At 59.9% G+C, this 17,734-nt stretch carries 13 protein-coding genes; 3 read left to right on the top strand and 10 right to left on the bottom strand.

What is annotated here, in order from left to right:
• Window positions 1–73: 73 nt before the first annotated feature.
• From ACUN0G_RS30170 to ACUN0G_RS30125, 10 genes are all read right to left on the bottom strand, one after another.
• On the bottom strand, window positions 74–1,384 hold the full coding sequence (locus ACUN0G_RS30170; RefSeq protein WP_258345490.1) for an ABC transporter substrate-binding protein: 1,311 nt from the start codon (window positions 1,382–1,384) through the stop codon (window positions 74–76).
• Between the two features lie 297 nt (window positions 1,385–1,681).
• Window positions 1,682–2,587 (bottom strand): AraC family transcriptional regulator, encoded by a 906-nt coding sequence (locus ACUN0G_RS30165; RefSeq protein ID WP_063029835.1) that lies wholly within the window; start codon window positions 2,585–2,587, stop codon window positions 1,682–1,684.
• Between the two features lie 165 nt (window positions 2,588–2,752).
• Window positions 2,753–7,375: a dermonecrotic toxin domain-containing protein gene (locus ACUN0G_RS30160; protein WP_445575157.1), complete on the bottom strand. Its 4,623-nt coding sequence runs from the start codon at window positions 7,373–7,375 to the stop codon at window positions 2,753–2,755.
• Between the two features lie 135 nt (window positions 7,376–7,510).
• Window positions 7,511–8,794, bottom strand: a complete 1,284-nt coding sequence (locus tag ACUN0G_RS30155; RefSeq protein ID WP_445575156.1) for a glycosyltransferase — start codon at window positions 8,792–8,794, stop codon at window positions 7,511–7,513.
• 70 nt (window positions 8,795–8,864) lie between these two features.
• Window positions 8,865–9,947, bottom strand: coding sequence for a nucleoside hydrolase (locus tag ACUN0G_RS30150; protein WP_445575155.1), 1,083 nt, complete (start codon window positions 9,945–9,947; stop codon window positions 8,865–8,867).
• A 27-nt stretch (window positions 9,948–9,974) separates the two neighbouring features.
• On the bottom strand, window positions 9,975–11,285 hold the full coding sequence (locus ACUN0G_RS30145; RefSeq protein WP_445575154.1) for an MFS transporter: 1,311 nt from the start codon (window positions 11,283–11,285) through the stop codon (window positions 9,975–9,977).
• A 229-nt stretch (window positions 11,286–11,514) separates the two neighbouring features.
• The gene (locus ACUN0G_RS30140) at window positions 11,515–12,147 is read right to left on the bottom strand and encodes an N-carbamoylsarcosine amidohydrolase (protein WP_445575153.1); all 633 of its coding nucleotides are present in this window, start codon (window positions 12,145–12,147) and stop codon (window positions 11,515–11,517) included.
• 174 nt (window positions 12,148–12,321) lie between these two features.
• A complete protein-coding gene (locus tag ACUN0G_RS30135) occupies window positions 12,322–13,074 on the bottom strand; it encodes a maleate cis-trans isomerase family protein (RefSeq protein ID WP_421553178.1) in 753 nt (250 codons plus the stop codon).
• Between the two features lie 11 nt (window positions 13,075–13,085).
• Entirely contained in the window at window positions 13,086–13,895 is an 810-nt protein-coding gene (locus tag ACUN0G_RS30130) for an alpha/beta fold hydrolase (protein WP_445575152.1), read from the bottom strand.
• Window positions 13,892–15,025: an FAD-dependent monooxygenase gene (locus ACUN0G_RS30125; RefSeq protein WP_003215332.1), complete on the bottom strand. Its 1,134-nt coding sequence runs from the start codon at window positions 15,023–15,025 to the stop codon at window positions 13,892–13,894. Before ACUN0G_RS30125 ends, ACUN0G_RS30130 begins: the two co-directional genes overlap by 4 nt.
• 308 nt (window positions 15,026–15,333) lie before the next feature.
• Here ACUN0G_RS30125 and ACUN0G_RS30120 point away from each other — a divergent pair, with 308 nt between their 5' ends.
• From ACUN0G_RS30120 to ACUN0G_RS30110, 3 genes are all read left to right on the top strand, one after another.
• Window positions 15,334–16,386, top strand: coding sequence for a 2,5-dihydroxypyridine 5,6-dioxygenase (locus ACUN0G_RS30120; RefSeq protein WP_421524579.1), 1,053 nt, complete (start codon window positions 15,334–15,336; stop codon window positions 16,384–16,386).
• A gap of 154 nt (window positions 16,387–16,540) precedes the next feature.
• Complete coding sequence (locus ACUN0G_RS30115; protein ID WP_258345501.1) at window positions 16,541–16,975, top strand: MarR family winged helix-turn-helix transcriptional regulator; 435 nt, start codon at window positions 16,541–16,543, stop codon at window positions 16,973–16,975.
• Between the two features lie 270 nt (window positions 16,976–17,245).
• Complete coding sequence (locus tag ACUN0G_RS30110) at window positions 17,246–17,722, top strand: (2Fe-2S)-binding protein (RefSeq protein ID WP_445575151.1); 477 nt, start codon at window positions 17,246–17,248, stop codon at window positions 17,720–17,722.
• The last annotated feature ends 12 nt before the right edge of the window (window positions 17,723–17,734 follow it).

Here is a 17,734-nt window from a genome sequence, read left to right as displayed (position 1 = left end):
AAGTATTCCAGGCGCATCGCTGCGGTGGATGTACCTTTTTCGCGAGCAAGCTCGCTCCTACAGGTGTTGGGGGTTACTTGGGATAACCGGCCCGCTTCATTTCGCGTTCGGTGAAGGTCTGTGCATCCGCCAGGGCTTTTTCGGCAGTGGAGCCACCGGTCAGTGCGCTGGAGAAGAACTTGCCGACCTGGGTACCAATCGCCTGGAACTCAGGAATGGTTACCAACTGGATGCCCACATACGGCACCGGCTTGGCCGACGGGTCTTTCGGGTTCGCAACTTTCAGCGATTCCAGCGTCACCTTGGCGAACGGCGCGGCCTTCATGTATTCGTCGCTGTAGGTCGACGTGCGGGTACCTGGCGGTACATTGGCAATCCCGTCGGTCTTGGCGACCAACTGGCTGTATTCCTTGGAAGTGGCCCAGGTGGTGAAGACCTTGGCGGCGTCCTTGGCTTTGGAGCTGGTTGGAATCCCCAGGGACCAGGAGTACAGCCACGAAGTCCCTTTGTCGGTCTTCTCGTGGGGTGCAAAGGTGAAGCCGACGTGGTCAGCCACTTTGCTTTGGGTCTTGTCGGTCACGAACGAGCCGGCGACGCTGGCGTCGACCCAGATCGCGCACTTGCCGCTGTTGAACAGCGCCAGGTTTTCGTTGAAACCGTTGCTGGAGGCGCCCGGCGGGCCGGATTTCTTCATGTTGTCGACGTAGAAGTTCAGCGCGTCTTTCCACTCGGGCCCGTTGAATTCCGGCTGCCACTTCTCATCGAACCAGCGTGCACCGTAGCCGTTGGCCAGGGTGGTGATCAGCGCCATGTTCTCGCCCCAACCGGCTTTGCCCCGCAGGCACAGGCCGTACTGTTCCTTGTCCTTGTTGGTGAGCTTCTCGGCGAACTCGCCGATCTGCGTCCAGGTGGGGTGCTCAGGCATGGTCAGCCCGGCATCCTTGAACAGGTCGGTGCGGTAATAGGTGATGGAGCTTTCGGCGTAGAACGGCAGGGCGTACAGCGAGCCCTTGACGGAAAGGCCGTCACGCACCGACGGGAAAACATCATCCAGGTCGTAGGAAGCAGGCAGGTCCTTCATCGGTTCCAGCCAGCCTTTGGCGCCCCAGAGTGCTGCTTCGTACATGCCGATGGTCAACACGTCGAACTGTCCGCCCTGGGTGGCGATGTCGGTAGTGAGGCGTTGGCGCAGGACGTTTTCTTCGAGTACCACCCAGTTCAGCTTGATCTCCGGATGCTCGGTCTCGAAGGTTTTCGAGAGCTTCTGCATGCGGATCATGTCGCTGTTGTTGACGGTGGCAATGGTCAGGGTTTGCGCGCCAAGACTGACGGCGCTGAGGGTCATGCAGGTACAGGCAAGCAGAGCTTTAGCTGTGAACTTCATCGCGCACTCCATTTCTGCGCCCAGGGGCTACAGAAGGACAGTTATTGTTGTTGTGTCTTCCACGACGGCTGGAAGAGTGTGCGTTGATTACAGCCTTCAATTGGCGTGCTGACAAATCCTTGGGAGCACTTTTACTGATACTTTTTTGCACTGCACCGCAAAAGCGCTGAAACGATTTACTGCGGACACCGTTACTGTAGGAGCGAGCTTGCTCGCGAAAAAGGTACATCCACCGAAGCGATGCGCCTGGAATACTTTCGCGAGCCAGCTCGCTCCTACAGGGGGGCGTTGAAATGATTAAGCGAGGTTTTGCTCGGTCAGGCGCTGCACGGCCAAACGCCGGTAGTGGGACGGTGTCATGCCCTTGAGCTGCTGGAACCGGCGGTTGAAGTTGGAAATATTGTTGAAGCCCGACTCAAAGCACACATCGGTCACGGCCTTGTCACCATCGGCCAGCAGCTCGCAGGACTTGCTGATACGCAGACGATTGACGAACTCGATGAAGGTGCGCCCGGTGGCTTGTTTGAATACGCGGGAGAAGTAGGTGGGCTTCATTCCCAGGTATTCGGCCACCTCTTCCAGGGACAACTCCCGCGCGTAGTGGGCAAATATGTAGTCCACCGCGCGGTTGGTGCGGTCGATGCTGTGTTCGTCTGCCAGTTGCGGGGTGGTCACGCCGGAGAGCAGTTGGTAATCCTCGCAGGCACTGAGCACCTCCATCAGGATGAAGAAATGCCCCAGACGCGCCATGCCCTGGGCGTCTTCGATGCGCTGCATCAGGGTCATGGCTTGGGCGATGGTCTTCTTGCAACGAAATTCGATGCCGTATTGCGCCCGTTCCAGCAGCGGCGCCAGGGTCTTGAGTTCTGCAAAGATATGGCTGCCGCCGTCGAACAGCTCGTCGGTGAAGTTCACCAGCATGTCGCGCTTGGGCACCACTTCGTCCTCGGCCACCTGGCTGATCCAGTTGTGGGGCAGGTTGGGGCCGGTGAGGAACAGGCTTTCCGGGTAGAAGTTGCCGATGTAGTCGCCGATAAACACCTTGCCGGAGCTGGCAACGATCAGGTGCAGCTCGTATTCCTTGTGAAAATGCCAGCGCACCAACGGGCACGGGAAGCCGTGTTGGCGATAGATGATGGACAGACCGTTGTGATCGTCCATCAGCTCGTAGGAAGGGTCGGTGATTCTCGCTGCTCGGGTCATGCTGCAGTCGCTTTATTGTGGGGGCGCAAAAGGATAATGCCCCCTTGCGCGCCACCTCGCCAGCGTCTGTGTTGAACGGCGGCAGTTTTTCATCGCAATAAAAAAACAGCGCGATAATCGATAACCTACAGGCATCGCGCTGTCTTTTGACAGGGTGTCAGCGAGTCAGGCGCTCAAAGCAGGCTGGCTGTACCCATGTTCATCCGGGGTTTTCGGCAAATTGAACAGCGTGTTCGTCCAGTCGTGATCGAGGGGGCTCATGTTCTCGTTTGCCCCTTCCCGGATCTTCCACTTCAATGCGTCCCATCTTTTCATTGTGGCCTCCAGCTCGGCGGTATATTGCCTGGCGGGGCAGGCTATTTCGGCCCAGGGGTCAACGACCCAGGCTTCATCCCATTGGGCTTGCGAGAAGTCGACGGTACCGCCAGGCAAGATAGACGGGCCGCCCACGACGGTAAACGCGTGAGCGTCGCCCGCCGCCCAGGTATAAGCGCGCCCCCCACTTTCCCTGATGATGTCCTGGGCGAGCAAGCTCATTTCCCCGCAGTTCCCAGCGCCACTTTTCATGGCTTGGGCTCCGAGGTCATGTGCCCGGTGATTGGCGGTTTTACGTAACCATTCAAGGGCCTGGTTCGCTGCATCGGCGCGCTTGATGTCAGAGATTGAGCGTATCAGGTTGCCGGGCCCCAGCCCTGTGGCTTTCATCGCACGGTCTACCGCGTCCTTCGCGTTCACCGCATAAAACCGGTTTTTTTGCTCGACGGTCATACTGGCAAAGTTATCGGGCTTTGGAAGGGCGGAGATCTTGTTAGGCATCATTGAAACATTGGCTTTCCCGAGCGCGCCGCGGGTTTGCAGCTGGAATATCACCTCACGCTGCTGCTCGCGATTCATCGTGGATATCTTTTTTTTCAGCTGATTGATGTCAGCGTCTGAGTAGCCATTTTTCTTCAGTGACTTATACGCGTCGTTCAGTTTTGGCAGCGCGATGAAGTTGGCGTCATTCGGGTGTGCTGAATTGCCTTGGCGTATATAAAACTTCGATCGATATTTCTTTGCCAACGCCAACTCAAATTCTGTAGCGGTGCACTTGATGAATGACACATCCGTTGCCGGTGGTGTAGTGAGCTTCACGTAATAGAACTTAGCGGTATCAGCCTCAATCACCAGGTATTTCGACGGATCACCCGGTTTAGGGCTGGACACCACAATGCCCCTCATCTCGCGTTGATCATTGACGCTGCGGCTTATGCTACCGAGCCTCACTACACGGGTTTCCTCTTCAAGAAACTGATTGGTGGTTCCAAAGGGAAAGCCGAAGCCTGGATCGTCGATTATTTTTCCATCGATATGCATTTTGTATTCGATGGGATGGCTGACGGGCAAAGGCACAAGCTTGGTGCCCATTTCAGTGTCGATCATTTTATATATGCGCCTTTCCCTGACAACGAACCGGTCGCTGTTGAGCAGTTTACGAGGCGAAGGAAAAAGTCGCTCATGTTCCAACGCCTGCAACTCCTGCTGCAGCTCATTGCCGGTACGGGTAACGATCCTGGAGAAACACTCATCATTGGTGCCGCGTCGCACTCTGGCGCCTGGCGCGGATGGCACTGGGCAAACGGCTTCGAAGTTCTCCAGCTCCGCCTCGCGCCCGGTTGACTCCAGATCCGTCAGTTGGCCAGGCTGTTTGGCGTTGTAGCGATAGACTTTCTCGCCGTCCACCACATCAAAGCCGTCGGAGCGCGAGATGATATAGGCATCTTCTGCCAATGATTGCTCGACGACCAACGCCTTGGTGCCGTCAAAGAAGGTTTCACTTTGCAGCGGGAGCGTTGCGGGGACTCGGGTGCCTGGTGCGGTGAAGGGGTCTTCGGGAACGCTACTGGCCCCCACGGAAAACAGGGTGTTGAGTGCGCCATCCAACGCTTTCATGGCGCCGCCACGGCGCTCGGACAAAGTGTCACCCGAGACCGATTTCTCTATGCCAAGGACTGTTTCAGTGAGCGCGGCGGTTGCAGCAGCTCCGGCGGCGAGAAAGCTAGCGGGGGACATTTTCCCCAGCAGCTGCGCCGCCGAAGAGATGTCGTTGAGCCACGCGTCGCGAATCACCTCGCTGTTTGACTTGATCGCCGTGTCTGCGTCAAGGCTCATGCGTTTTTCGGTTGCGTCGGTGATGTGCTTGAACACATCGCCGTGAATACGGATGTTGCCACGATCAATAGTGGTGCCTTCCAGCGAATCCCAGCCGCCTGTCGCCAGATGAGCCAGGGATGCGTCGACACCGTAATAGCTGATGCCGTCTTGCCGGTCGTACAGTGAGAAGTGAGAGGCCAAGGCCTTGCGTTTTTCCGGGTCCTTGGCCTGGTCGACGATCCATTGATCCATTTTTTCCAGAGAGTCGAAGCGCACGAAGTCCGGATCACCACCCGGCACGTAGAGCACCTGCCGGCCGTCACGCCGACCATTGAGGTACAGGTACTGACCGTCGTCCTGGGCGGTAAAACGAACGATGTCGCTGGAGCCATAGCCGTTGATATCCAGAGCGTGGGCACGGACAAGGCCACGGGTCGATGTTGAAGCCTTCAACTGCTCTACGGTTGGAGAGGCATCCGCCGCTGTCGAAATATTCGACGCAGCGGCCATCACCAACTGATAGTCATCGCGAGTGAATTTATGCTCATCCGCAAGCTTTGCCTGCTCCGCCGGGGTTTTCGCTTCATAGGCCTGTAATTGCTGGCGGGCCCGGGCAATAAACTGGCCTTTGAGGACGGTGCGGTAATCGTCACGGTGCTTGCCCCAGAAGTCGTCGAGTTTGGCAGTCAAATGCTTCTGGAGATCGTTATTCCAGCTTTCCTTCATCACGCTCGAAGGGGCGAGTGCAAACTTGTGGTGTTCACCGTAACCCGCGGCATCCGTGTACAGGCCCGACGTCGCATCGAGCATGCCAGGCACCCAGTCAGCCTCACTGAAGTTTTTCAGTAATGCATCCGGTAAACGCAGTGAGCTGAGAATACGGCGGTGATTAAGTTCTTCGGATGTACGGGCCGTGTCAAAACGGTTGTGATAGATCGTGTCGGCATCTACGGTTTTGCCGGTGAGCTTCAGTATGATTGCCTCGGCCAACTTCTTTGCCTCGGCACGTGCGTCTGGTAGTGCTCTGCCGGTGGTGTCGGCAAGGCTTTGAAACAGGGCTCTTTCAGCCGTGGTGCGGGCAAGGCGGTCGTAATAGATAGCCGCTTGCCCTTCATGTTTTCTAAGGGACGGGATCGAATGCTCAGGGGCGGCCAGCACCGAGTCGAATGCACCCCTTTGTTCCAGGTAGTCAGCCCGTTCCCGGGCTTGAGCGACAGTGCTACTGGTGGGCTCATTGTAAAAATTGGCGACGGTACCTAACGGCACGTCAATGAAACGGCTCAAGCGGGGCATCTGCAGCGACTGTTCGGAGCCAGGCGCGATTACTTTGCCTATCGTGAGGATTGGGCCGGCGATATGCGCCCAGCCTGAATCATCTGTCAGCTCAAAGGTTTTCGGTGAGCCGTCGACCATGGCTGTCGCCTGCCCGGTCGAGGGAACAACCTTGAAGGTACCAGGGTCGACGTTTTGCCGGACCAGCCAGCTCTGGACTGCTATATGGTCAAACAAACCACGATAAGCCTCGAGCCACCGTCCCAGCGAGGAATGGCTTGGAACGGTGACCCATTCCTCTGATACACCCTCGGCCGCTCGTCTCAGTGCACGGGAATAGCCGTCCGCCAAGAGCGTTTCTTCGGAAAAAAGCTCGGCACTACTGGTCAGGTATGTCACAAGCGTGTCGAGTTGTTCCCGATTCTCCGGCAATGGCTTGCCCAAGGTTTTCAGGAAGCTTTCGACGTTGGCAGAGGCCCCAGGCTCGGTAGTGTGCAGTTGACTGTAGGTTGAACCGGGATGGATATTTACACGGGAGCTGGCCAATACATGGGGGAGGGTGTTTGGCGTGATACGGCTCGCGTCCAGGCGAGCACAAATCAGCTTCAATTCCCTCCCGAGGTTATCCCGGTCATAAATATCACCGACGATTCGGCGATGAGACGCCAACGCCTGTGGACCGCGGGCTTTCTCCGATTTGAGAACGGATTTGAAACTGTCGTCGTAGAACGCTTTGACCATCGATGTTTTCAGCGCACCGCTCATGACCTCAGGGTAAGACAACGGCGCAGGCAGTCCGCCGCCGATGACCACGGCTTCGGCGATTGCCAGGGTCAGGATCGCGGCATTCGAGAGACTTCCATTGCTGAGGGGAATCTTCACCCATTTTCCGTCGACCAACCCGCTGACGCTTGAGTCGTCGGGATGAAACTGGATGCTGGAGGCTGCAAAGCCGTTGTCTCGGATAAAGTCCCGAAAAGCAGGGCTGTTCAGTGCGCTGCGCAATTGGGTTAACCATTGCCCAAGCGTCGACATAGGAGGCACCTGCATCGATGCGTCGGCCTGCTGATCGGTGGAGTGTGCCAGGGTTTGCACCACCTCGGCGTCGGCGTCGGCCTTGGCGCGGGCGTCGTCAATAACGGCCGCTGTCGTGGCTGGGGGCTGACGATGAGAGGGTTGCGAGGCGGGTCGCTGGAAGCCGTTTTCCAGGGCTGCGCTCTGTTTGAGTACGTCCGGCAGTTCGGTGCCCGGCGCCGGCTGATCGTAGAAACCCCTCACTTGTTCAAGCGTGTTGGTTGAGCGGCGGGTCCGAAGGGTACCGCCATTGTCCGGCGGGAGGATGTATCCGTTGGGTGTAAGGAAACGGGATTCAATACTGCTCATGGAACCACCTTGAAATAAACGACACGTTCTATGCATGCCGGACGACATGACCGACTTGTTGAGCTATGTCGCTTCGCGCTCCGCAGGCGTTCCGGAGAATGCCCGCAGGAGTTTGGCGGAGTATTTCCAGGGTGGTCAGACGTTGCGGTTTTTTGCCTCGATCCACTGCGCCATGTATTGGGTACTTTTGTGCAAGTGGTGGCGCAGCATGCTGCCGGTGAAGTTGTTGCGGCGGTGCTCGGCCAGCTCATTGCGGCACTGTGCCAGGCGGGCCACCAGGGCCGGCCCATGCAGGTCCTGGGCGTACCGACGGGCGAGTAATTGCCGACCGTCTTCCTGGGCCTGGGTCCAGCGCTCCCGGTCCTGATACAACGCAACTGCTTGCGCCGCCAGCGCACTGGCGCTGTGCTCGACCACGCCGGGCCACGGTTCACCCATGGCTTCGGCACCCACTGGCGTGGTGACGCTCGGTGTGCCACAGAGCATCGCGTCGGCCAGCTTGCCCTTGATCCCGGCACCAAACCGCAGCGGCGCGAGGCAGAGGCGCGCGGCGGTCATGACCTGCAATGCGTCTTCGGCCCAGTTCATCACATGGAAGCCTTGGGCCGGGTTGTGCAGGGCAGTGGCCTTGGGTGGCGTGTAGGCGCCATACACGTGGAGTTGAACACCCGGCAGTTGCTGGCGGATCAGCGGCCACACGCTGTTCTTCATCCACAACACCGCATCCCAGTTCGGCGCATGGCGAAAGTTGCCGATGCTCAGGAAGTGCGCCCGGTCTTCAAACGGCGCGAAGTCCACGGTGGGCGGTGTCAGCATCAGCGGGCACCAGTGGAGCAGGGCGGCGGGCACCTTGAAGTGTTCGGTCAGCAACTGGATTTCCACATCGGAGATCATCAGGCTGATGTCGCAGCGGTAGATCGCGGCGATCTCGCGCTTGGCCAGGTCGGTGTCGGCCATGTAAGCGAATTCGGCGGCCAGGTCCTGGCTGAACAAAGGGCTGAAGTCGTCAGCCTCGGGTTGCGTCTTCAGGAAGTCCTTGAGGCGCTGGTGCCGGGCATCCCGCAGGCTTTGCAGGTCCGAGCTTTCCAGCACACGAAGCGCATTCGGGCAGCATTTCTCTACGCGCCAGCCGAACTGTTCTTCCATCATGAAACGGTCGAACAGCACGATGTCCGGAGCAAGTTGCTGAATGAATTCGTCGAAACTGCTGTTATTCAGCTCGATCGCACATTCGCGAACGCCCAGGGCGGGCAAGTCGGCCTTGTGCTCACCCGAGGCGGCGGGGCTGCTGAAGGTAATGTCCCAACCCTGGGCCAGGAAACTCTCGAGAATCTGCATCATGTGCCCGCCGGCTGCCGAGGAGCGGGGCTCTGGCCAGACGTAACCAATGACCAGGACTTTGGTGGCGGGCTGATTCATCGACAACGGATTCCTTGAAGGGCTGGGCAAAACGCGCAATTAAACCACAGCCCTTCAAGTTACAGCGCAGTTAGCGGGAGAAGTTGACCGGCGTTGGCAACGTCACCAGGTTGACGTAGCCATCCCAGAACTTCTTCTGGTCCACGGCAAACACCACCTTGGCCTTCTGCGTGCCCACCGGCGCGCCTTTCTGGTAGCCCAGTGCCCGGCCGTAATCGGCGCCGAAGGTGGCGTCTACATCCACCCACAGTTCGCGGGATTCGGTGACGATCTCGGGGCTGACGAGAAACAGCGCCGGCAGGCTGTCCCAGGTGAAGCTGTGGTAGGCCGGGTCCTTGTCGAACAGCGGCCCGAACTCGTGTTTATACAGGTCGGCAATCGCGCCTTTGTGGGCAATCACCCGCTGGTACACCGAGTTGTCGAAGGTGACTTTCTCACAGACATCGTTGGGGAAAATCACGTGTTCGATGGGCGAGCGCAACACGATCTTCGCGGCCTCCGGGTCGAACCACCAGTTGAACTCCGCCGCCGGTGTGGTATTGCCCGGAATTTCCAGGGCGCCGCCCATGTACACGATGCGCTTGATCAACGGCACGATGTCCGGCGCCGAACGAATCGCCAGGGCAATGTTGGTCAGTGGGCCGACCGCCAGAATCGTCACTTCGTGGGGGTTGGTCCGCACGCTGTCGACGATGAACTGGACGGCGGTTTCCTTGCGCAGTTGGGTGTGAGTGGCCAGCCCGTCCGGCGGTGCTACCAGTTGGGATGCGCTGGTTGGACGCGGGTTCTTGAATGCGCCCGGCCAACCGGAACCGAACAGGGCCTTTTCCGCCGCATAGGTGGTGTAGTCATGCAGCAACGGGTAGGCGGCGCCGGAATAGACGCCGACTGCCTTTTCCACGCCCATGCGCTCCACGGCCTTGAGGGCGTCCACCTGTTCCTGGTCGACCCAAGCGTTGCCGCTGGCCAGGGTCATGCCCAGCAGGTCGATGCGTTTTTGCCCATGCAGCTGGGCGAGCATGATAAAGGCCTGGCCGTCATCGTTTAGCACGTTGAAGTCGGTGTCGAAGATGACCTTTTCTGCGGCCTGCGCCGTACCGGCACACAGGCCGACGGCGACAAGCAGGGCACAGCGCTTGATGAAACCTTGCATGGAGACTCACCCCGGGAATTGTTGTTATTAACGGTTCACCAGTTTCGCCGGCAAGGCGATGACCAGGAAGCTGCTGAGAATCAGGCAACCGGCGAAAAACCATAAGGCGCCTGCGCTGCTGCCGGTGACGTCGATTGCCACGCCCATCAACGAATTGCTCACCAGGCCCGCGATGTTCGCCAGTGAGCAGGCCAGGGCAAAACCGGTGGCCGCTGCGGTGCCTTTGAGAAAGGTCGCCGGCAGGCTGAAAAACACCGGCACCGCACCAATGATCGCCGCCGAGGCAATCGCAAACAGTGCCACCGTGGCGACCACGTTATGGGTGAAGAAGGTGCTGGTGGCCATCGCCGCCGCGCCGATAAAAAACGGCACGATGATGTGCCAGCGGCGTTCGCGGTGTTTGTCGGAGCTGGCGCCGATCAGCAGCATGCCCAGCAGTGCGGCCACGCTGGGCAACGCGGTGAGGATGCCGATGTGGAAGGTATCGGTGATGCCGGCGTTGCGGATGAACGTCGGCATCCAGAAGCCCATGGCGTAGGCGCTGAGCAGGATCGAGAAGTCGATACCGCCGAGCATCCATACCTTGAGGTTGAAGAAACCGTCGCGGAAGCTGTGTTTGCTGTCGGTACCGTCGGCGTCGTCCTTGCGCAACTCGCTTTCCAGCAGGGTCTTTTCTTCCGGCGAGAGCCATTTGGCTTGCTGGAAGGAGTTGGGCAGTGCCCAGAAGGTCCACACACCGAGCAATACGCTGGGCACTGCTTCGATCAGGAACAGCCACTGCCAGCCGCGCAGGCCGGCCATGTTGTCGAAGTGGCCCATGATCCAGCCGGACAGCGGGCCGCCGATCACGCTGGACAGCGGCAGGCCGATCATGAACAGGGCGATGATTCGCCCCCGGCGATGGGTGGGAAACCAGGTGGTCAGGTAATACAGCACGCCCGGCAGGAACCCGGCTTCGGCGGCGCCCAGCAGGAACCGCAGGATGTAGAACTGGGTGGTGGAAGTGACCAGCATGGTGCAGGCCGAAAGCAGGCCCCAGGTGATCATGATGCGGGCGATCCAGATCTTCGCACCGACCTTTTCCAGGATCAGGTTGCTCGGGACTTCGAAGAGGATATAGCCGACAAAAAACAGCCCGGCGCCGAGGCCGAACGCGGTTTCGCTGAAGTGCAGCTGGTCGAGCATCTGCAGTTTGGCAAAGCCGATATTGATGCGGTCCAGGTAGGCTGCCAGGTAGCAGAAACACAGGAACGGAATCAGCTTCCAGGTGATCTTGTGGTAGAGCGTGTTGACCGGATCGGCGACCGTAGTCGCGGGCGCTGCATTCGCAATGGGCATTGGGGTGTCTCCTGGCGGTGACTTATGGTTTTTATACAGCCGCTTTTTTTCAGCACTTCGGAGTGCTGTGAAAGCGACATCCAAAGGCAGTGACAGAAGACTGAGGTGGCCCTGTTGGAGGTGATCAAGTGTGGGAGCGAGCAAGCCCGCTCACACATTCGACTGCATTCCAGCGTGGGCGCTCAGTTTTTTCCGGACCACGCTCTTTGTCGTGGTTCCTGTTGGCGCGTTACTGCTCCCTGAACTTGCTCATCGCCTCCTGCTTGCTGACCACGTCGCCGTACTTGCTGTCGATATCAAACAAGTTCGCTTCATGGGGCGCCGGGTGACGGTCGCCGACGCATTCGCGCACGACGATGGTACGAAAGCCATGTTGCACTGCATCGACGGCGGTGGCGCGGATGCAACCGCTGGTGGAGCAGCCGGCGAGCACCACGGTGTCGATGCCCTGGGCGTGCAGCATCGGGGCCAGGCTGCTGCCGAAAAACGCGCTGGCGTATTGTTTGGTGATGACCACTTCATTGGCCAGGGGCAGGACTTCGGGGCAGAAGGCTGCCATAGGGTTGCCTTCGACCATGTCTTTCATCACCGGAGCCTTTTTGACCCAGATACCGCCATCGGCGAAATGGCCGGGATGGTAGCGGATATTGGTGTGCACCACGCTGATTCCGTGACGCCTGGCGCAGGCCAGCAGCTCGACGCTTTCGGCCACGGCGATGCGCACTTCGGGGGCAAACAGCGGGGCGCCTTCGGTGGTATAGCCCTGCATGAAGTCGATCATCAGCAGGGCGGATTTTTTGCCGAAGCCGATGCGGTTGCCCCAGACGCCCTGGTAGTTGGCGTCGGCGGATTGTTCGCTCATCTTTCAGTCCTCAATCATTACCTGTGGCGAGGGGGCTTGTCCCCCGTTGGAGTGCGAAGCGCTCCCGGCTTTTTTTGGGGCCGCTGCGCAGCCCAACGGGGGACAAGCCCCCTCGCCACAACAAGCCCTTTTGCACAACAAGCCCATTTGCCACAAGGTGTTGTCCATGCAGGTTTAGTAGGCACCGGAGAGCAGGGCACCGGCGCCGGGGACGATGGGTTCCAGGTCCAGGGCCTTGAGCATGGCGTAGGTGGTGGCGATGGCGGCGGTGAGTACCGGCAGGCCGGTTTGCGCTTCGACCTTGGCCACCACCGGCAACGACTGCATTTGCACGCAGGCCGACAGCACGACCACGTCGACGCCTTCCAGGTTCATCCCGGCGACGATGGCCGGCAAATTGGCCGGGTCGTGGCGGGCCACTTCGAGGTTGTCGGGGATTTCCAGGGCGCGCCAGTCCACCACGTCAAAGCCTTCTTCGCGGATGTAGTTCACCACCAGTTCTGTCAGCGGTTTCATGTACGGCGCGACGATGGCGATACGCTTGGCGCCCATCACTTTCAGGCCTTCGATCAAGGCGCCGGCACTGGTGATCACCGGGGCGTTGGCGTCGTTGTCGGCGGTGGCCTTGCGCAGGCGTTGCTCGGAGTTACGGTGGTAACCCAACCCCATGGCCATGATCGCCACCAGGCAGGCGTAGCCCAGCACGTCGACCTTGGCGTCGGACAACTCGATGGCGCAACGGTCGGACTCGCCGTCCATCGCCGCCAGTTCTTCCTTGCGCACTTGCTTCATGCGCATGCGGCTGGAGTGAAAGGTGAAACGTTCCGGGCGGATCGCCTGGCGTGCGTTAAGCATCGCCGGGATCTCGGTCTCCATGGTGGTGTTGGAACTCGGCACGATCTGGCCGATACGATAAGGCTTGAGCATGATGGTCTCCGTTATGCAGTCAGGGGCTGGCCGAGGAAGTCGCCGAAGGCCGCGAAAAAGCCTTCAAGGTCGTCCCAGGGAATCATGTGTCCTGCATTTGGCACATGGGCGACCTGCAGGCTCGGCTGTAGCTGCCGGACTTCCGCGACATCGTCGGGCTGAATAACACCGCCGCGTCCGGCAACAATCAACAGGGCAGGGGCCTGCAGGTGCGGCAGGTCCTGATGGAAGTCGACGGTGTGGAAGTCGTTGAAGGCGCGAACGATGGCCGGCTCGTAGCAGGTGTGCAGCCATTCGGCGCGCAGTTGCAGTTGCTCGTCGGTCCAGGTAGCGCAGAAGGCGCGCATTGCTTCAGCGTCCATGCCCACCAGCGACTGGCGGATCGAATCGACGTACCACGGCAGTTTGCTCGGGTACTCACGGCGGCCGGGGCCGGACATCGGCGGGTCGATCAGCACCACACGGTTAACCCCGCGTGGATGGCGCACCGCGCTGCGCACGGCAAACCGCGCGCCCATGGAGTGGCCTACCAGGTGATAGCTGTCGAGCTTGAGGGCGTCGGCAAAGGCACCAATGTCATCGGCGCAGGTGTCGGCGCTGTAGTCCAGTTCCGGGCCGGTGGACGACAGGCCGCGACCGCGTACGTCCAGCACATAAGTGTCGAAATGCAGGCCCAGGCGATCCGCGACAAAACCCCAGGTAATCGCCGGGCTGGTGATGCCGGGAATCAGGATCAGCGCCGGGCCCTTGCCGCCATAACGCAGGTAATGCTGGCGAATGCCATTGGCCTGGACGTTGCCGCCGTAGAGAAAGCTGCTCACGCGGCCACCCCCGATTTCAGCTGCTGGGCGTAGAGGTCATAGCCGTAGACCCAGTCCGGATCTTCCTGGGTGCGCAGCCAGGTGTTGGCGTTGGACACGGCCTGTACCCGGGACGCGCGTTCCTTGCGGTTGGCTTCATACAGTTCGAAAGCGGTGCGGTAGTCGCCGATGCCGGTTTCTTGCAGGCAACGGGTGAGCATCGCCGCGTCTTCGATGGCCATGCCGGCGCCCTGGGCCATGTGTGGCTTCATTGGGTGGCAGGCGTCCCCCAGCAATACCAGGCGGCCGCGGCTCCACAACGGCAGCGGGTTGCGGTTGCGCAACGGCCATTTGGTCACGCTTTCGGTGGATTCGATCAGGGCCTGGACGGTGGGGTGGTAGCCCTTGAAGGCGTCGAACATCTCTTCGCGACTGCTGTCGACGAAGGCGCCCTGGAAGTCCCATTCCGGGTGCGGCACGCCGGTGACGTAGTAGTACTCGTCGCGCTTGCCGGTGGTGTAGTAGACCATCATGTGCCGGTCCTCGGTCCACCACTTGATGCAGTCTTCGAACTTCAGGTCGTACTTGGCCAACTGATCGCCACGGATCAGCGCACGGTGGGCGACCCAGCCGCTGTACAGCGGTTTTTCCGCGCCCAAGAGTTCTTCGCGAATGCGCGAGTTGATGCCGTCGGCACCGATCACGATGTCGGCGTAGGTCACCTCGCCGTCGGCGAAGGTCAGGCGCACCTGGGTGTCGGTTTCTTCGAGGGTTTCCAGGCGCTTGTTGAAGTGCAGGGTGCCAGGTTTGAGGGTGGACATCTGCAGCGCGTGCAGGTCGCCCCGGTGCACGGTGATGTAGGACGCGCCGTAGCCGGTGAGAGGAATGCGGGACAGGTAGTCGCCGGTTTCACCGTCGCGGCTGAACCAGTGCTCGGGGTGAGAACCCATCAGGTCCAGCTGCTTTTCAATGCCCATGCGCCGGAAGATTTTCATGATGTTGGGGCCCATGTGGATCCCTGCACCCAGACGGGAAAACTCCGGCGCCTGCTCGTAGATGTCCACGTCGAACCCTGCCTGTTGCAGCAGGGTGGCAGCGGCGGCACCGCCAAGGCCGGCGCCGACGATTGCGATTTTTTGTGTGCTTCCCATGGGGCGTGGTCCTCTTTTTCGAATGATGGCCGGCGGCGTCAGTCCGCAAGGTTTTTAAAGTGTATACGCTCATTTTTTCAAATGAAAAGCCCGGGTTTGAAAAATTGTATTTTTGGCCATATCGATCCCCTGTAACCGATTAACGCCATATAACATTGGGTTTGTGTGGATTTGTAACGTTTTGGCCTGGCGCTTGCAGTCCGTCATGAAATCAGTTCTTATCGTGGTTAATTGGCGTATACGCTATAAAAACGCACTAGAGTGAAGCGCACTGCAAGATCTTGGTGCAGCAGCTGAGGAGACAGGAAATGCCGGTAAGTGATTGCGAACTGACCCAGATGTTTGAACACGTGTTGAAGCTGTCCAGGGTCGACCCGACCCAGAGCGTTGCAGTGCTCAAGAGCCATTACTCCGACCCACGCACCGTGCGCGCCGCGATGGATGCGGCGCAGCGCCTGGGGGCCAAGGTGTATGCGGTGGAGTTGCCGTCGTTCAACCATCCCCGGGCGATGGGCAACGACATGACCGCCTACTGCGGCGACACCGCGCTGACCGGTAATATCGCGGCCCAGCGGGCGCTGGAAGCGGCGGACCTGATCGTCGACACCATGATGCTGTTGCACTCGCCGGAGCAGGAACAGATCCTCAAGACCGGCACCCGCATCCTGCTGGCGGTAGAACCCCCGGAAGTACTGGCGCGCATGCTGCCCACCGAGGAAGACAAGGTGCGCGTGCTGGCTGCTGAAGAATTGCTGAAAAAGGCCCGCTCGATCCACGTCAAATCCCGCGCCGGCAGTGATTTCCGCGCAGCGCTGGGGCAATACCCCTCAGTCACCGAATACGGCTTTGCCGACGAACCGGGACGCTGGGATCACTGGCCGAGCGGCTTCCTGTTCTCCTGGCCCAACGAAGAAACCGCCGAAGGCGTGCTGGTGCTGGATATCGGCGACATCCTGCTGCCGTTCAAGACCTACACCCGCGAGAAAATCACCCTGGAGATCGAGAAGGGCTTCATCACCAAAATCCATGGCGGTTTCGAAGCCGAATACCTGCGCGACTACATGAAATACTTCAACGACCCCGAGGTATACGGCATCTCCCATATCGGCTGGGGCCTGCAGCCACGGGCACAATGGACGGCCATGGGCCTGCACGACAAGAACGACGGTATGTGCATGGACGCCCGGGCGTTCTACGGCAACTTCCTGTTCTCCACCGGGCCGAACACCGAAGTCGGCGGCACCCGCAAGACGCCGTGCCACATGGACATCCCGCTGCGCAATTGCGATGTCTACCTTGATGATGAGGCGGTCGTCATCGCCGGCGACGTCGTCGCCCCCAAGGCCTCCCTGGCCCCCTGACACCTCCACCTGTAGGAGCGAGCTTGCTCGCGAAAAACTCAAGGACACCGAGGGAAGCCAGCCCCCCGCGCCATCGTTGACGACCTTCGCGAGCAAGCTCGCTCCTACAGATGTAAGATGCCACCCCATCGACCACCGCCTTCCCGAGCCCGCCGTGCCTGATTCCTACGTTTTCTCCGAGCAAGTCGGCCACCTGTTGCGCAAGGCCTACCAGCGCCACCTGGCGATCTTCCAGCAGAACGTCGGCGACTCCCAGCTCACCGCCGTGCAGTTCGTCACCCTGTGTGCCCTGCGCGATCACGGTGCAAGTTCGCTCACCGAACTGGTCAAGGCCACCGCCGTCGACCAGGCGACCATCCGTGGCATCGTCGAACGCCTCAAGGCCCGCGAACTGATCACCCTCGAACCCGATCCCCAGGACAAACGCAAAGTCGTGGTCAACCTGTCCGACTCCGGCGCCGCCCTGGTGCAGCAAACCGTGCCTTGCGCCGCCACCATCACCGAACTGACCCTGAGCAACCTCAACCCCGCCGAACGCGTCGCCGTACTCTTCCTGCTACGCAAAATGATCGACGACCCCCAACCGTAGCAGCTGTCGAGCCCCAGCGAGGCTGCGTTGCGGGCGACGCGGTCGTGTGCCTGGCTCGATAACGGCGGTGCGGCCGACGCAGCCTCGCTTGGGCTCGACAGCTGCTACGGCGGATATGTTATTTCCACGATGGGCTGGCACCGTTTTTGCTCTGCTTTGATGTAGTAACCACTTCACCATTCAAGTGTGTCGCGAGACCCCAGGTACGCGACGCTTTTTTTTGACTGTTTGATGTAGTGAGCACTTCACCAAACCCAACGGGCGAAGCGAATGATCAGCCAGCACATCACGGTAGCGCTTGAGGTCAACGGCCACACCACCGAAGTCAGCGCAATGGCCGACACCCCGCTGTTGCTGATCCTGCGCAATGATCTGCAACTCAACGGCCCCAAATACGGCTGCGGCCTGGGGGAGTGTGGCGCCTGCACGGTGATCATTGACGGCGTGGTTGCACGCTCCTGCGTCTTCCCTCTGTCGGGCGCCGTGGGCCGCGACATTGTCACCCTCGAAGGCCTCGGCACCCGCGAAACCCCGCACCCGGTGCAGCAGGCCTTCATCGATGAACAGGCCGCCCAGTGCGGCTACTGCCTCAACGGCATGATCATGACCGCCAAGGCCTTGCTCGACCGCAATCCCAACCCCAGCGAAGCCGAGGTGCGCAGCGAGCTGTCGGGCAACCTCTGCCGCTGTGGCACCCATATCGAAATCCTCCGCGCGGTGCTGCGTGCCGCCCGCCAAATGCCTTGAACGTGGATCGAT

Source organism: Pseudomonas sp. 32A, from assembly GCF_052682255.1.
The sequence above is the reverse complement of the archived record's forward strand: the minus strand, read 5'-3'. Positions and strand labels throughout refer to the sequence as shown.

What these genes read in the sequence shown, in the direction of transcription:
- ACUN0G_RS30120 (WP_421524579.1), top strand. Translation starts at nt 15,334, where the DNA reads ATGCCGGTAAGTGATTGCGAACTGACCCAGATGTTTGAACACGTGTTG.
- ACUN0G_RS30155 (WP_445575156.1), bottom strand. Translation starts at nt 8,794, where the DNA reads ATGAATCAGCCCGCCACCAAAGTCCTGGTCATTGGTTACGTCTGGCCA.
- ACUN0G_RS30140 (WP_445575153.1), bottom strand. Translation starts at nt 12,147, where the DNA reads ATGAGCGAACAATCCGCCGACGCCAACTACCAGGGCGTCTGGGGCAAC.
- ACUN0G_RS30150 (WP_445575155.1), bottom strand. Translation starts at nt 9,947, where the DNA reads ATGCAAGGTTTCATCAAGCGCTGTGCCCTGCTTGTCGCCGTCGGCCTG.
- ACUN0G_RS30135 (WP_421553178.1), bottom strand. Translation starts at nt 13,074, where the DNA reads ATGCTCAAGCCTTATCGTATCGGCCAGATCGTGCCGAGTTCCAACACC.
- ACUN0G_RS30165 (WP_063029835.1), bottom strand. Translation starts at nt 2,587, where the DNA reads ATGACCCGAGCAGCGAGAATCACCGACCCTTCCTACGAGCTGATGGAC.
- ACUN0G_RS30125 (WP_003215332.1), bottom strand. Translation starts at nt 15,025, where the DNA reads ATGGGAAGCACACAAAAAATCGCAATCGTCGGCGCCGGCCTTGGCGGT.
- ACUN0G_RS30160 (WP_445575157.1), bottom strand. Translation starts at nt 7,375, where the DNA reads ATGAGCAGTATTGAATCCCGTTTCCTTACACCCAACGGATACATCCTC.
- ACUN0G_RS30145 (WP_445575154.1), bottom strand. Translation starts at nt 11,285, where the DNA reads ATGCCCATTGCGAATGCAGCGCCCGCGACTACGGTCGCCGATCCGGTC.
- ACUN0G_RS30170 (WP_258345490.1), bottom strand. Translation starts at nt 1,384, where the DNA reads ATGAAGTTCACAGCTAAAGCTCTGCTTGCCTGTACCTGCATGACCCTC.
- ACUN0G_RS30110 (WP_445575151.1), top strand. Translation starts at nt 17,246, where the DNA reads ATGATCAGCCAGCACATCACGGTAGCGCTTGAGGTCAACGGCCACACC.